This window comes from Collimonas fungivorans, from assembly GCF_001584145.1.
GTDB classification, from domain to species: domain Bacteria; phylum Pseudomonadota; class Gammaproteobacteria; order Burkholderiales; family Burkholderiaceae_D; genus Collimonas; species Collimonas fungivorans.
This window is the reverse complement of record NZ_CP013232.1, coordinates 1697434-1711353: the sequence shown is the minus strand read 5'-3', so window position 1 is coordinate 1711353 and position 13920 is coordinate 1697434. Positions and strand designations below refer to the sequence as shown.

The 13920-nt window shown below is 59.3% G+C and carries 13 protein-coding genes and 1 pseudogene; 3 read left to right on the top strand and 11 right to left on the bottom strand.

Going from position 1 to position 13920, the window contains the following annotated elements; all coding sequences use genetic code 11:
• Window positions 1-115: 115 nt before the first annotated feature.
• The 3 genes and pseudogenes from CFter6_RS07390 to CFter6_RS07380 all read right to left on the bottom strand — a co-directional run bounded on the left by CFter6_RS07390 (window position 116) and on the right by CFter6_RS07380 (window position 2964).
• The gene (locus CFter6_RS07390; protein WP_014005262.1) at window positions 116-499 is read right to left on the bottom strand and encodes a RidA family protein; all 384 of its coding nucleotides are present in this window, start codon (window positions 497-499) and stop codon (window positions 116-118) included.
• Between the two features lie 38 nt (window positions 500-537).
• Window positions 538-2082: an N-acyl-D-amino-acid deacylase family protein gene (locus CFter6_RS07385; RefSeq protein ID WP_061539378.1), complete on the bottom strand. Its 1545-nt coding sequence runs from the start codon at window positions 2080-2082 to the stop codon at window positions 538-540.
• A 1-nt stretch (window position 2083) separates the two neighbouring features.
• Window positions 2084-2964, bottom strand: a pseudogene (locus CFter6_RS07380) (MurR/RpiR family transcriptional regulator).
• Window positions 2965-3148: 184 nt separating this feature from the next.
• On the opposite strand from CFter6_RS07380, the gene CFter6_RS07375 reads away from it, so the two are divergent.
• The 3 genes from CFter6_RS07375 (at window position 3149) to CFter6_RS07365 (ending at window position 6172) form a co-directional block, all read left to right on the top strand.
• Window positions 3149-4453, top strand: coding sequence for an amino acid deaminase (locus CFter6_RS07375; RefSeq protein WP_061539377.1), 1305 nt, complete (start codon window positions 3149-3151; stop codon window positions 4451-4453).
• Between the two features lie 18 nt (window positions 4454-4471).
• Window positions 4472-5392, top strand: coding sequence for a sugar kinase (locus CFter6_RS07370; protein ID WP_061539376.1), 921 nt, complete (start codon window positions 4472-4474; stop codon window positions 5390-5392).
• A 114-nt stretch (window positions 5393-5506) separates the two neighbouring features.
• Window positions 5507-6172: a gamma-glutamylcyclotransferase gene (locus CFter6_RS07365; RefSeq protein ID WP_081466423.1), complete on the top strand. Its 666-nt coding sequence runs from the start codon at window positions 5507-5509 to the stop codon at window positions 6170-6172.
• 116 nt (window positions 6173-6288) lie between these two features.
• Here CFter6_RS07365 and CFter6_RS07360 read toward each other — a convergent pair whose 3' ends face one another.
• The 8 genes from CFter6_RS07360 to ilvC all read right to left on the bottom strand — a co-directional run bounded on the left by CFter6_RS07360 (window position 6289) and on the right by ilvC (window position 13832).
• A complete protein-coding gene (locus tag CFter6_RS07360; protein ID WP_061542255.1) occupies window positions 6289-7839 on the bottom strand; it encodes a 2-isopropylmalate synthase in 1551 nt (516 codons plus the stop codon).
• A 135-nt stretch (window positions 7840-7974) separates the two neighbouring features.
• Window positions 7975-8451 (bottom strand): peptidoglycan-binding protein LysM, encoded by a 477-nt coding sequence (gene lysM / locus CFter6_RS07355; protein ID WP_061539374.1) that lies wholly within the window; start codon window positions 8449-8451, stop codon window positions 7975-7977.
• A gap of 113 nt (window positions 8452-8564) precedes the next feature.
• Window positions 8565-9440 carry a CDP-diacylglycerol--serine O-phosphatidyltransferase gene (gene pssA / locus CFter6_RS07350; protein ID WP_061539373.1) on the bottom strand — a complete coding sequence of 292 codons (876 nt, stop codon included), beginning with the start codon at window positions 9438-9440 and terminating at the stop codon, window positions 8565-8567.
• A gap of 42 nt (window positions 9441-9482) precedes the next feature.
• Window positions 9483-10127 carry a phosphatidylserine decarboxylase gene (locus CFter6_RS07345; protein ID WP_014005253.1) on the bottom strand — a complete coding sequence of 215 codons (645 nt, stop codon included), beginning with the start codon at window positions 10125-10127 and terminating at the stop codon, window positions 9483-9485.
• Window positions 10128-10491: 364 nt separating this feature from the next.
• Window positions 10492-10683, bottom strand: a complete 192-nt coding sequence (locus CFter6_RS07340) for a hypothetical protein (protein ID WP_061539372.1) — start codon at window positions 10681-10683, stop codon at window positions 10492-10494.
• A complete protein-coding gene (locus tag CFter6_RS07335; RefSeq protein WP_061539371.1) occupies window positions 10680-11432 on the bottom strand; it encodes an SIMPL domain-containing protein in 753 nt (250 codons plus the stop codon). Before CFter6_RS07335 ends, CFter6_RS07340 begins: the two co-directional genes overlap by 4 nt.
• 157 nt (window positions 11433-11589) lie before the next feature.
• A complete protein-coding gene (locus CFter6_RS07330) occupies window positions 11590-12540 on the bottom strand; it encodes an ion transporter (RefSeq protein WP_167351367.1) in 951 nt (316 codons plus the stop codon).
• Between the two features lie 275 nt (window positions 12541-12815).
• Window positions 12816-13832, bottom strand: a complete 1017-nt coding sequence (gene ilvC, locus CFter6_RS07325; protein WP_061539370.1) for a ketol-acid reductoisomerase — start codon at window positions 13830-13832, stop codon at window positions 12816-12818.
• Between the last annotated feature and the right edge of the window lie 88 nt (window positions 13833-13920).

Below are 13920 nucleotides of genomic sequence, written 5' to 3'. Positions count from 1 at the left end.
ATTTTTTTGACACCACCATATACCTGCCGCCTGCCTCGGCGCACAAATCCATAACGGCGCCATTTTGCAGCCATTAACTACCAGTTGCCAGTCAATTCAACGACCTGGTCCTGGTTTATTTTTTATAAGCGATGCAATCCACTTCCACCTTGCAATCGACCACCATGCTCGACTGCACGCAAGCGCGGGCAGGCGGATTGGCGCCAAAGTATTCCTTGAAGACCCGGTTGAACGACTGGAAATCGCGGGTATCGTCGAGCCAGACGCCGCAACGCACCACGTGCTCGGGGCCGTAGCCGGCCTCTTTCAGGATCGCCAGCACGTTCTGGATGGTCTTGTGCGACTGGGCGACGATGCCGCCGTCGATCACTTCGCCGTCCACCATCGCTACCTGGCCGGAAACATACAGCCAGCCGTCGGCTTCCACCGCACGCGCGAACGGCAGATGCTGGCCGCCGGTTCCCGAACCACCTTCAACACCATATCGTTTGATTGTCATGACAACTCCTCAGTAAAGAACAAAATTCAAAACAAGACTCAACTTGCCAGTACGCCGCTGACGCCGGCCTGGCGCGCCAGGAACCGCCCTGCCCGCAACTCGGTCGGCGCTTTTTGCGCGCCGCCCAGGTAAGACAACGCGCCATTCACCCACACCGCATCGATGCCTTCGGCCGGCTGCATCGGATCGGAGAAGGTGGCGGCGTCGCGCACGGTCGCCGCATCGAACAGCACCAGGTCGGCCCAATATCCTTCGCGCACCAGGCCGCGTTCGGCCAGGCCGAAACGCTCGGCCGACAGGCCGGTCATCTTGCGGATCGCCACGGTCAGCGGGAACAGTTTCTGTTCGCGGCTGTAATAACCCAGCACGCGCGGGAAGGCGCCCCACAGGCGCGGATGCGGCAGGGGATCGTTAGGCAGGCCGTCGGAACCGACCACGCTGGCCGGGTGGCTCAGGATGCGGTTGACGTCTTCATCCTGCATGCAGTGGTAGACCGCGCCGGCCGGCTGCAGGCGGCGCGCGGCCGCCATCAGGTCGACCTGCCATTCGGCGGCGATGTCGGCCAGCAGCTTGCCGCCCATAGCCGGCTCCGGTTCCGACCAGGTCACCATGATGTCGATGGTGTCGGTCACCTGCTTCAAATCCAGGGTGGAGGAGCTAGCAGTGTAGGGATAACAGTCGCAGCCGACCGGCTGGTAGCGTTGCGCCTGCTCCAGCGCTTCCAGCACCTCGCCGCTGCGACCCCAGTTTTCGACGCCGGCGCATTTCAGGTGCGAAATCACCACCGGCACCCGGGCATGCTTGCCGATGCGGAATGCCTCATCCATGGCTTCCAGGATATCGGCGAATTCGCTGCGCAAATGGGTAGCGTAAATGGCGCCGGCCTCGGCCAGCGGTTGCGCCAGCGCCAGCACTTCGGCGGTCGGGGCGTTGATCGCATTGCCATAGGCCAGGCCGGTGCTGAGTCCCAGCGCGCCGTGCGCCAGCGCTTCGCGCAACTGCTCGCACATGGCGGCGATTTCGGTCTCGGTGGCGGCGCGGTCGAGCCGGTCCATCTGGTTGCTGCGCAAGGCGGTATGACCGATCAGGGCGGCGACATTGATCGCCGGCTGGGCCTGGGTCACCGCTTCGACATAGGAAGCAAAAGTCGGATAGCTGAAAGCGCTCGCTTCGCCCAGCAGGTTCATCGGATCCGGCGGTTCCGCCTTGAGGCTGACCGGCGCGGCGCTGATGCCGCAATTGCCGACCACCACGGTAGTGACGCCCTGCGACAACTTCGGCAGCATGCTCGGCGTGCGTATGACGTTGGTGTCGTCGTGCGTGTGGACGTCGATGAAACCGGGGCTCAGGACCTTGCCGCTGCCGTCTATCACCTGCTGGGCCTGCCAGCCGGAAAGCGCGCCGGCATTGGCGTTGCCATGAGGTCCGCGCGGTTCGATATGCAGGATGCGGCCGCCGGCCAGGGCGACATCGGCGACATACGCCGCGCTGCCGCTGCCGTCGATCACCGAGACGTTACGAATCAGGGTGTCACAGCTGGGTGCGCTGCCGGGCGTCGGCAATGTATTTGAATCAGTACTCATTTCAGTCTCCCAACGGCTCGCGATTGCCGCCGCCGCGATGTGTATCCAGTGTGAATTTCAGGCGCCGCAGCAACTCCTGGCTGTGGTCCTTTTGCAGCAATGCCAACTCGGTCATCAGCACGTCCAGCGCCATCATCATGGCGTAGCGCGACGACGACGGCTTGAAAATGAAATCGGTTTCCAGCGACTTCAACGGCAGCAGCACATCGGCCATCGCCGCCAGCGGCGAACCGAGGGCGGTGATCGCCACCAGCCGCACGCCATACTCCTTGGCGATGGCGCAGCTGGCATTGAGTTCGGGCACATTGCCGGTAGTCGACAGGGCCAGGATCACATCGTCCTTGTCGAGCGTCGCCGCCACCATTTTCTGCAGCATGGCGTCGTGGTAGGTGGCCACCGGGCGCCCCAGGCGCACCAGCCGGTAACGGCCTCATCCGACAGCATAGTCGAGCCGCCGCCCATGCCAAAGGCGTAAATCATGCGCGCCTGCAGCAGCGCCCGCGCCGCCTGCAGCAAATTTTCCTGGCTCAGCAAGCTGCGGTTGACCTCCAGCGACTTGTGGATATCGGCATAGACGATATCGACGATTTGCGGAAATTGATTTTCAGCAACAGAATTCTCTACCCGCAAAAACCGCTGGCCGATCGCCGCGGCCTGGGCCAGGCGCATCTTCAGTTCACGCACGTCGCGGCAGCCGATAGCCTTGGCAAAGCGGGTGACGCTGGCTTCGCTGACGCCGGCCTGCCTGGCCAGGGTCTGGATGCTGGCGCTTGCCGCAAACGGCAGGTCGCCCAGGATTGCCTGCGCCACTTTTTGCTCAGCCAGGCGCAGCTGGCTGCTGCGTTCGGCGATGCGCGAGACAATATCGAATAATTGTGTCATCAGCTGTCAGTTGGATAATACGGGTGGAACCGCAACGGGAAACAACAACAAGCCGCAGTATCTGGCAACAAGCGCGGCAACAGACACGGCAGGAAGAAAACCCTATGTTACTTTGTAACATGCTTTTAATATAGTAAATTCAAGGATATGATTACGTCAAATGAATTCTGATGGAGGAGATCCGATGACAAATGTTATTAACTATCACAGCGATTACCAGAACCCGTTGATCGATCCCCTGAACAAGGGCCTGGGCGCATTCCAGCAAGCGCTGCCTGCCGCCGAAGTCAAGGCGCGCAACTGGAACCTGCTGCGGGAAGACCTGAGCCTGCCTACTGCTGTGCTGTACGAAGAGCGCATGACCCACAACCTGCAGTGGATGCAGCAGTTCGTCACCGAATACGGCGTCAAGCTGGCTCCGCATGGCAAAACCACAATGGCGCCGAAACTGTTTGCACGCCAGCTGGCCGGCGGCGCATGGGGCATTACCCTGGCTACCGCGCACCAGACCCGGGTCGCCCGCCAGCACGGCGTCCAGCGCGTGATCATGGCCAATCAGCTGGTCGGCAAACAGAACATGGCGATCATTTCCGATTTGCTGGCCGACCCCTCCTTTGAATTCTGCTGCCTGATCGATTCGGCCGACGGCGTCGACCAGTTGGGCGCATTCTTCCAGGCGCGCAAGCAAAAACTGCATGTGCTGCTGGAGCTGGGCCCTGACGGCGGCCGCACCGGCATCCGCAATCCGCAGCAGCAAGAAGCGGTGCTGGCGGCACTGGCGCGCTGGCCCGAAAGCATTGTGCTGGCTGGCGTCGAAGTGTACGAAGGCGTGCTGAAAGAAGAAGCCGATATCCGCAGTTTCCTGCGGCATGCAGTCGCCTGCGCCAAACAGCTGGCCAAGGATGGCCGTTTTGCCGCACGCACAGGCGGTAGTGCAGGCAGGCCGGTAATACTGACCGGCGCCGGTTCGGCCTGGTATGACGTAGTCGCCGAAGAATTCGCCAAGACCGACATCGGCCTGCCGCTGGATGTAGTGCTGCGCCCGGGCTGCTACCTGACCCATGACGTCGGCATTTATCGCGCCGCGCAGGCGCAGATCCAGACCCGCAATCCGATCGCCCGCAAGATGCGCACCGAGCTGCTGCCGGCCCTGCAGTTATGGGCTTATGTACAGTCGATCCCGGAAACCGGCAAAGCCATCATTGCGCTCGGCAAGCGCGACGCCGCATTCGATGCCGGCCTGCCTTTGCCTGCTGCGCATTATCGCCCGGGCAATCCGGCCCCCACGGTTACGCCGGCGCACTGGCAACTGACCGGCATGATGGACCAGCACGCATATTTGCAGATTACCGAAGGCGACGACATCAAGGTCGGCGACATGATCGGCTTCGACATCTCCCATCCCTGCCTGACCTTCGACAAGTGGCGCCAGATCGCGGTGCTCGATCCCCAGCACCAGGTTGTCGATGTGATCCAGACTTTCTTTTAACCTGATCCGGCACAAGCAATGACTACAGATATCCTGGCCTATGGCGAAGCCATGGTGGAATTCAACCAGCGGCAGCATGATGCCCGCATGTACCTGCAGGGTTTCGGCGGCGACACGTCGAATTTCTGCATCGCCGCCGCCCGCCAGGGCGCGCGCAGCGGTTACATCAGCGCGCTCGGCAACGATCATTTCGGGCAGAAGCTGCGCGAGCTGTGGCTGGCCGAACAGGTCGACGCCAGCCACGTCGCCAGCGATGCGCAGGCCGCCACCGGCGTGTATTTTGTATCGCACGACCAGGACGGCCATCACTTCGACTATCTGCGCGCCGGCTCGGCCGCCAGCCGCTATGCCAGCGCGCAGCTGCCGCTGGCGGCGATCGCTGCGGCCAAGGTACTGCACCTGTCAGGCATCAGCCTGGCGATCAGCGCATCGGCCTGCGATGCCGGACTGGCGGCGATGGCGCATGCGCGCAAGCACGGTGTACGCACCTCGCTCGACACCAACCTGCGGCTGAAGCTGTGGCCGCTGGAACGGGCCCGCGAAAAAATGCGCGAAGCGTTTGCGTTGTGCGATATCTGCCTGCCCAGCTGGGACGACGTCAGCGCCCTCACCGGCCTCGACGACCGCGACGCGATTGTCGATACCTTGCTGTCCTACGGCATCGGCCTGGTCGCGTTCAAGCTTGGCGCCGAGGGCTGTTATGTCGCGACCGCCGATGAACGCCGGCTGGTGCCGGCTTACGGCGTGGAAGCAGTCGACGCGACCGGCGCCGGCGATTGTTTTGGCGGCGCTTTCATTGCCCGCCTGACAGCCGGCGACGACCCGTTTCGCGCTGCCCGCTACGCCAATGTCTGCGCCGCCTTGTCGACTACCGGTTACGGTGCGGTGGCGCCGATTCCGCGCGCAGCGCAGGTAGAAGAGATATTGGGATCAAGCTAGCAACGCTTATCCTGGCTGCACTCAGAGAATGATGCAATGCGTGCATTGCCGTTAAACCACGGAAGTTTGGCAAAGCACTTGTTGCAGCCCATCGATCTGGCTTATTCTGTAACCATGAGCATCACCCGTGAAGATCTGGAACAGGACCGCCTGCGGACCATCCTGGACAATACCCCGATTGCCTCTGCCCTGCTGTCCGAAGCAGCGCTGGAGGCTTCCTGGCGCGCCGCGCTGGCTTCACTGCCAGATCCCAACGGCGATGTCTGGCTGTTCGGCTACGGCTCATTGATCTGGAATCCGATGGTGGAATACAGCGAGCGCGTGCCGGCCATGCTGTACGGCTACCACCGCGGCTTTTACCTGTATTCGCGCATCAACCGCGGCACCTGGGACAATCCCGGCCTGGTGCTGGGCCTGGACCGCGGCGGCTCTTGCCAAGGCATTGCATTCCGCATCCCCGCCATCAGCATCGAAACCGAACTGAAAATGCTGTGGCGCCGCGAAATGATGACCGGCGCTTACCTGCCGCGCTGGCTGCCGATGCAGCTCAAAGGCAAGAACGGCCCGCGCGTCAAGGCGCTGGCGTTTGTCATGAACCGCCAGCACGAAAGCTACACCGGCCGCCTGCCGGACCTGAAAGTGGTTTCCCACCTGCGCGACGCTTGCGGACTCTATGGGCCGGCGAGGGATTATTTGCGGCATACCCTGGAAGGGCTGCTGAAAGAAGGATTCCGCGATCCGTATCTGGCGCGGCTGTGGGCGCAGCTGGAATCTGATTAGTAACGACCAACGAAGACTATCGAATGCGGCCGCACGTACTCCGCGGTCCGTTAAATAGGGTCAGAGTAATTTTCGCAAAAAACGCGAAAAAAAACTCTGACCCCATTTAACTGCTGCTACAGCTGCGGGTTCAGTTTTTCGGACTTCGAATGCAGTTTGTTGAGCGCTGACAGGTAAGCCTTGGCCGAGGCCACCACGATATCCAGGTCGGCGCCGACGCCGTTGACGATGCGGCCGGCCTTGGACAGGCGCATGGTGACTTCGCCCTGCGACTGGGTGCCGGTGGTGATCGCGTTGACCGAGAACAGCAGCAGCTCGGCGCCGCTGGCCACCTTGGTTTCGATGGCGTTGACGATGGCGTCCACCGGTCCATTCCCCTGCCCTTCGCAGCTTGATTCCTTGCCGTCGATGGAAAACACCACGCTGGCGCTAGGCTTTTCGCCAGTCTCCGAATGCTGCGACAACGACACGAAACGATAGAACTCCTTGTCGTGCGACTGCTGCTCATCCGAAACCAGGGCGATGATGTCTTCGTCAAAAATCTCCGACTTGCGGTCCGCCAGCTCCTTGAAGCGCGCAAAAGCCGCGTTCACTTCCGTTTCCGATTCGAGCGCGATGCCCAGTTCTTCCAGGCGCTGCTTGAACGCATTGCGTCCCGACAGCTTGCCCAGCACGATCTTGTTGGCGCTCCAGCCTACATCTTCGGCACGCATGATTTCATAGGTATCGCGCGCCTTCAGCACGCCATCCTGGTGAATCCCCGAGGCATGCGCAAAGGCATTGGCGCCCACCACCGACTTGTTCGGCTGTACTGCAAACCCGGTGATTTGCGACACCAGCTTGGAAGCAGGCACGATTTGCGTGGTGTCGATGCCGATGTCCAGGTTGAAGTAATCGCGGCGCGTGCGCACCGCCATCACGATCTCTTCCAGTGCCGTGTTGCCGGCCCGTTCGCCCAGGCCGTTGATGGTGCATTCGACCTGGCGCGCGCCGCCGATCATGACGCCGGCCAGCGAATTGGCGACCGCCATGCCGAGGTCGTTATGGCAATGCACCGACCAGATCGCCTTGTCAGAATTCGGAATCCGTTCGCGCAGGGTCTTCAGCATGTGGCCGTACAGTTCCGGCACGCCGTAGCCGACGGTGTCGGCGAAGTTGATGGTGGTCGCGCCTTCCGCGATCACCGCCTCCAGCACCCGGCACAGGAAATCCATGTCGGAGCGGCTGCCATCTTCCGGACTGAACTCGACATCGTCGGTGAATTTACGGGCGTAGCGCACCGCCAGCTTGGCTTGTTCGAACACCTGGTCCGGCGTCATGCGCAGCTTCTTTTCCATGTGCAGCGGCGAGGTCGCCAGGAAAGTATGGATACGCTTGCGTTCGGCTGGCTGCAGCGCTTCGGCAGCACGTGCGATGTCCTTGTCGTTGGCGCGTGACAGGGAACAGACGGTGGAATCCTTGATGATGCCGGCGATTGCCTTGATCGCCTCGAAATCGCCAGGGGAAGCAGCCGCAAACCCGGCTTCGATCACATCGACCTTCATCCGCTCCAGCTGCTTGGCAATGCGGATTTTTTCGTCTTTGGTCATCGATGCGCCGGGAGATTGTTCGCCGTCGCGCAAGGTGGTGTCGAATATGATCAGTTTTTCGGGCGAGTTGGCTGCCATGCTGTGCTCCTGATTGGTCTTGTAAACCATCAATTTTAAAGACTTTGGCGGATTCAGGTATGAAAATAACAAAACGGCGGCCGTAAAAAAACCGCCCGGGGCATACCGGGCGGTTCTGTTCGGGTTGAATCCGGATTACTGTGGCGGAATACGCAGCATCTGGCCCGGATAAATCAGGTCAGGGCTTTTCAGCATTGGCTTGTTGGCTTCAAAAATTGCATTGTATTTGTTTGGATCGCCGTAGTACTGCTTGGAGATCTTCGACAGATTGTCGCCGCTGACCACCGTGTACCATTGCGACTCATCGACATCAGGCTTCAGATTGTCGCTGTTGACGCTGGCGACGTCCTTGACGTTGCCGCAGCACAGGATGATTTTCTCGCGCGTCGCCTGGTCCGGCGCCTCGCCGCTGACGGTCACCTCCGATTTGCTTGCATCAAAGGCCAGCGTCAGGCCGCTGGTGTCGATGCCTTGCGTGCCAACGTAGGCCTTGATCGCGTCTGCCGCCTTGTTTTGCAGATCTTCAACATCAGGAGCTGCCGCGATTTCCTCTGGCTTCTTGGTGCCCAGCAGTTTTTCGCCAGCTTCTTTAAAAAAAGAAAGTAAACCCATTTTTTTCTCCAGTAATAGTTGAAAAAGGATGATGCCACTAGCTTCGCTACCGTGCCGCTTGCAACCCAAGGTTTAACAACATTTAACCTTACTAATGTTTCACAGGCATTACCTTAGTCCTTATCGTCGTGCTCTAGTTCCGTCTGCACGATGCTGACCGGCTTGCCCTTGAACCAGCGCCAGAAATACACGCCGAAACCGGACAGGCCGTACAGCACGAACAAACCGAACAGCACCTTCGACGGATCGCTGAAAATCGCCACCAGCGCCAGCACCACCAGGAAAGCCGCGATGAATGGCATCGGCTTGCGCAGGTTGATGTCTTTAAAACTATAAAACGGGACGTTGCTGACCATGGTCAGGCCGGCGTACAGGGTGATCGCCCACGCTGCCCAGCTCAGCGATGCGCCGCGGAAGCCGAGATCGTCCATCAGCCAGACAAAACCGGCCACCAGGGCTGCCGCCGCGGGACTGGGCAAACCCTGGAAATAGCGTTTGTCGACCACCGCGATATTGGTGTTGAAGCGCGCCAGGCGCAAGGCGCCGCCGGCGCAATACACAAAAGCCGCCAGCCAGCCCAGTTTACCCATGCCGCGCAAAGACCACTCATACACTACCAGCGCCGGCGCGGCGCCGAACGACACCATGTCGGACAGGCTGTCGTATTGCGCGCCGAATTCGCTCTGGGTATTGGTCAGGCGCGCCACGCGGCCGTCCAGGCTGTCCAGCACCATCGCCACGAAGATGGCGATCGAAGCCTGGTCGAAACGCAGGTTCATCGCCATCACGATCGCATAAAAACCGCAAAACAGCGCTGCCGTGGTGAAGGCGTTCGGCAACAGGTAGATGCCGCGCCGACGCCGGACCCGAGGGTTGTCCCCCGCATCCTGGTCCAGGTATTCGCTGCGTTCCGCGTTCTTGTTCGGGCGCAGCGCCTTGGGGAACTGCGCGATATTGTTCTTCGCTTTACGGCGCTTGAATGTGGCCATGTAAGTTCCGTTTCAATCGACTCTGATTACCAGCAACACTGCTTAAAATTCGGCCAGGATAGTCTCGGTGGCGGATACCTTGTCGCCTACGGCAACCTTGGGCGTCGCTGTCAGCGGCAGGTAGACGTCGACCCGCGAACCGAAGCGGATGAAGCCGTAGCGCTGGCCGCGCGCCAGCACGTCGGCCACCTTGACGTAGCACAGGATGCGGCGCGCAATCAGGCCGGCGACCTGCACGCAAGTCACGGTCTGGCCGTTGGCGGCGGTGATGACCAGGGCGTTGCGCTCGTTTTCGATCGAGGCCTTGTCGAGGTCGGCGTTGACGAACTTGCCCGGGAAATACTCAACCTTCTCAATCTTGCCGTCGACCGGGGCGCGATTCGAATGGACATTGAATACGTTCATGAAGACGCTGATTTTCAGAGCTTCGCGATTGGCGTAAGGATCCATGGTTTTTTCCACCACGACGATGCGGCCATCGGCCGGCGACAGCACTGCGGCGGGATTCTGCGGAATCACGCGGGCCGGATCGCGGAAAAACTGCAATACGAATAAAGCAATAATCCAGAATGGCAGCGACCATGCAGGAGAGAAAAACGTGATCAGCAGCGCGACCGCAAAGGCGATGCCCAAAAACGGCCAACCCTCGCGGGCAATAATAGGATGGGGGTAATTATTCAACTGCACTCCGGATTATCTGGGTAAATGATGGAAATTTGAAAGCGTGGCTATTCTAGTCGAGCGGGAAATAAATGTAACCTGCTGCTTTATTGCTTGCCAGGGGGCGCGAAGCCAGTTCTGCCAACCCCCATGCCGCTTCTTGATTAATAAACACTGGTAAGTCGGTGATTTGGGACCGCCTGCATGATATCAGTGGTCCGGGTGTTCAGCGAAAGAAACAGCGCCTTGGCATTGTATAAAAAGACCAAGCTTTTCGCTCGATTTTATTGGCCTGGGTAAATACAATCAGAAAAATATTTTTAATATAACAACAAAATAAGGGCATATCGCAAAAAAAGGAAGCCGAGGCAGGCGCCCCAGCTTCCTTTTCTTATTTCTGCTGTTCGTCTTCCGCTGCCTTAGCCTTGTCTTGGGCTTGCTGCAGCTGTTGCTCAACCCCTTTTGCCTTTTCCAGCGCATCGGTCTGGGTCTTGAAGACTTGCGGCGTCGGCGCCGACGGCTTGCAGCCGGCCAGCGCCAGAGCCACGCCCATGATCAGGCCGAAGACAGTCAGGCGGCTCATTTGAAGCGGTACTTGGCAACCAGGCGCATGTTCAAGGTGGTTTCACCCGGTTCGAAACTAGGTTCTTCCACCTGGGCCGAGTCGTTCATGGATGCCGCGCGCATCATCATCGCTTTTGGCGCCGCCGCTTCCTGGGCATAATTGCCGGAGCCTTCGAAATCCACCGTATCGAGCACGGCATCCGATACATTGCGGCCCATGGCGCGGGCAATCGAAGAAATGCGCTCGGTCAGGTTCTGGTAGGTGGCGGCAATCCGCTGGTCGTCCAGTTTTTTGCTGGTGGCGTCGCTCAGACCGAAATACAAGCCGTTGAGGCCGAGGATGCTTTGCACCGCGGCTACCGTTTTCGGCAGATTGTTCAGGTTGGTGGTGGTGGCATCCAGGTACTGGCCGACGCGCCAGCCGGTCGGCTGGCGCGGCTTGTTGGCATTGCTGCGCGGTTGCGGCTGGTCTTCCGGATAAACCGGGTAGGTGTAATAGCCGCGCGTCTGCAAGATCGCTTGCGGATCCTGGCGCTTGAGGATATCGGTGCCCTGCTTCATCTTCAGGTTGACGCGGGAAGCCGCTGCCGCCTTGTCCTTGTCCTGCTCTTCAACGTTGAACGTGATCCTTACCTGGTCGTTGGCATGCTTGACTTCGCCATAGGCCGGCACCACCACCAGGGTACCGCTGGTCGGCGCCTGGGCGTGCGCGGCGAAACCCGTTGCAGCCAGCAGTGACGACAACATCAATTTGCGTGATCGCGACATATTCTTCTCCAAGAAAAAATGGAGCGCTACCGGAAGTGCGCCCCAAAGACTATCAATTACAGACCAACCTTCGATTGTGTTCCGTCGAATTAGTTCGCTGACAATATTGCCTGTAGTTAGTGGCAAACGCAAGACCGCATAAAACCGTGCCTCCGCCTTATTTTTTCGGCGGCTCCTGGTGCACATTGCGCCCCATGCGGCCTTTGAGTTCGGCCAGCTTGTTGAACGGATCGGCGCCGGCCGCGGCGGCATCGTATTGATAGGGTTCCAGCTTCTCGCCGCAGTGTTTGCAAAACAGCGAATCGGCTTCATGTCCTTCGGTCAGGCAATGCGTACAGGTGCGGGTAGTCGGCGTGCCCTTCATCATGGTCATCGCCAGTTCTACGCCGACGATCCCGGTAGGCAAGGCGATGATGCCGTAGCCCAGCAGCATGGCGCAGGAAGTAATCAGCTGGCCCATCGGCGTTTTCGGGTGGATGTCGCCATAGCCGGTAGTGGTGAGCGTCACAATCGACCAGTACATGCCGACCGGAATGCTGGTGAAGCCGTTCTCCGGTCCTTCGATCACGTACATGATGGTGCCCAGGATCACGCTCATGATCAGCACCACGCCCAGGAACACCAGGATCTTGTGGCGGCTGTTACGCAGCGCCTGCAGCAGGATCTGCGATTCGTCGAAATAGCGCGGCAGCTTCATCACGCGGAATACGCGCAGCATGCGCAGCAGGCGGACATCGATCAGGAAATGGAATTCCGGCAGCAGGATCGCCAGATAGGTCGGCAGGATGGATACCAGGTCGATGATGCCGAACAGGCTGAGGGCATAACGCAAGGGGTGCTTGACGCACAGCAGGCGCACCACGTACTCGATGGTGAACAGGATGGTGAACAGCCATTCCAGGATATTCAGCGCCAGGAAATCGCGCGAACGCACGGCGCCGACGCTGTCGATGATCACGGTCGCCACACTGAGCACGATAATGACCAGCAAGGCAGTGTCGAAGCGGCGCCCGGCGGCGGTGTCGGCTTCAAAAATAATCGTGTACAGACGCTCCCGCCAGCCGCGGTCAGGCTTGCCGAATTTGCTGCCGATTGCATTAGTTGCCATATTGCCCAGGAATTTACGCGATTGGTGATGCCACAATCTAAACAATGTACGGTTGCGGGTCAATCGCTGCGTCTGAAAAAGAAAAAGGACGGCATCGCCGTCCTTTTCACTGAATCGAAATGAATTTGATCAGTTCTTCGATTGATCAACCATCTTGTTCTTTTTGATCCATGGCAGGCAGGACGGCGCAAAGCACCGCTTTGCGCCGTCCTGCCCAGCAAGCGCATGCAGGCGCTTGCTGCATGATGCCTGCCCTCAAAACAATAAAGCCCTGATTAATTCTTCGACTGGTCAACCATCTTGTTCTTTTTGATCCATGGCATCATGCCGCGCAGCTGTTCGCCAACCTGCTCGATTTGATGCTCGGCTGTGATGCGGCGACGGGAAATCAAAGTCGGCGCGCCAGCCTTGTTTTCCAGGATGAAGCTCTTCGCGTATTCGCCGGTCTGGATGTCCTTCAGGCACTGGCGCATGGCGTTCTTGGTGTCTTCGGTCACGATGCGCGGGCCGGTGACATACTCGCCGTATTCAGCGTTGTTGGAAATCGAGTAGTTCATGTTGGCGATGCCGCCTTCATAGATCAGGTCAACGATCAGCTTCAGTTCGTGCAAGCACTCGAAGTAAGCCATTTCAGGCGCGTAGCCGGCTTCTACCAGGGTTTCGAAACCGGCCTTGATCAGTTCAACCGCACCGCCGCACAACACTGCTTGCTCGCCGAACAGGTCGGTTTCGGTTTCTTCGCGGAAGTTGGTTTCGATGATGCCGGCACGGCCGCCGCCGTTGGCGGTTGCATACGACAAGGCGATGTCGCGGGCGCTGCCGGACTTGTCCTGATAAACCGCGATCAGGTGCGGCACGCCGCCGCCCTGGGTGTAGGTAGCGCGGACAGTATGGCCTGGCGCCTTGGGAGCGATCATGATGACGTCCAGGTCGGCGCGCGGCACGACTTGGCCGTAGTGCACATTGAAGCCGTGGGCGAAGGCCAGCGTGGCGCCTTGCTTGGCGTGCGGCGCGACGTTTTCTGCATAGACCTGGGCGATGTTTTCGTCCGGCAGCAGGATCATGATGACGTCGGCGGCTTTCACTGCGTCGTTGACTTCAGCCACGTTCAGGCCAGCGTTCTTTGCCTTGTCCCACGATGCGCCGCCCTTGCGCAGGCCAACAGTGACCTTGACGCCGGAATCGTTCAGGTTTTGTGCATGGGCATGGCCCTGCGAACCGTAACCGATGATGGCAACGTTCTTGCCTTTGATCAGGGAGAGGTCGCTGTCTTTGTCGTAGAAAACTTTCATTTTTGATCCTATATATGTAATTTGATGTAAATCTTGATGTGATTCGCACCGAACGTTTCAGCGCGATGACTGTTTATTTAAACTTTAT

What these genes read in the sequence shown, in the direction of transcription:
- CFter6_RS07360 (WP_061542255.1), bottom strand. Translation starts at nt 7,839, where the DNA reads ATGGCAGCCAACTCGCCCGAAAAACTGATCATATTCGACACCACCTTG.
- pssA (WP_061539373.1), bottom strand. Translation starts at nt 9,440, where the DNA reads ATGGCCACATTCAAGCGCCGTAAAGCGAAGAACAATATCGCGCAGTTC.
- CFter6_RS07375 (WP_061539377.1), top strand. Translation starts at nt 3,149, where the DNA reads ATGACAAATGTTATTAACTATCACAGCGATTACCAGAACCCGTTGATC.
- CFter6_RS07365 (WP_081466423.1), top strand. Translation starts at nt 5,507, where the DNA reads ATGAGCATCACCCGTGAAGATCTGGAACAGGACCGCCTGCGGACCATC.
- lysM (WP_061539374.1), bottom strand. Translation starts at nt 8,451, where the DNA reads ATGGGTTTACTTTCTTTTTTTAAAGAAGCTGGCGAAAAACTGCTGGGC.
- CFter6_RS07370 (WP_061539376.1), top strand. Translation starts at nt 4,472, where the DNA reads ATGACTACAGATATCCTGGCCTATGGCGAAGCCATGGTGGAATTCAAC.
- CFter6_RS07340 (WP_061539372.1), bottom strand. Translation starts at nt 10,683, where the DNA reads ATGAGCCGCCTGACTGTCTTCGGCCTGATCATGGGCGTGGCTCTGGCG.
- CFter6_RS07330 (WP_167351367.1), bottom strand. Translation starts at nt 12,540, where the DNA reads ATGGCAACTAATGCAATCGGCAGCAAATTCGGCAAGCCTGACCGCGGC.
- CFter6_RS07385 (WP_061539378.1), bottom strand. Translation starts at nt 2,082, where the DNA reads ATGAGTACTGATTCAAATACATTGCCGACGCCCGGCAGCGCACCCAGC.
- CFter6_RS07390 (WP_014005262.1), bottom strand. Translation starts at nt 499, where the DNA reads ATGACAATCAAACGATATGGTGTTGAAGGTGGTTCGGGAACCGGCGGC.
- ilvC (WP_061539370.1), bottom strand. Translation starts at nt 13,832, where the DNA reads ATGAAAGTTTTCTACGACAAAGACAGCGACCTCTCCCTGATCAAAGGC.
- CFter6_RS07335 (WP_061539371.1), bottom strand. Translation starts at nt 11,432, where the DNA reads ATGTCGCGATCACGCAAATTGATGTTGTCGTCACTGCTGGCTGCAACG.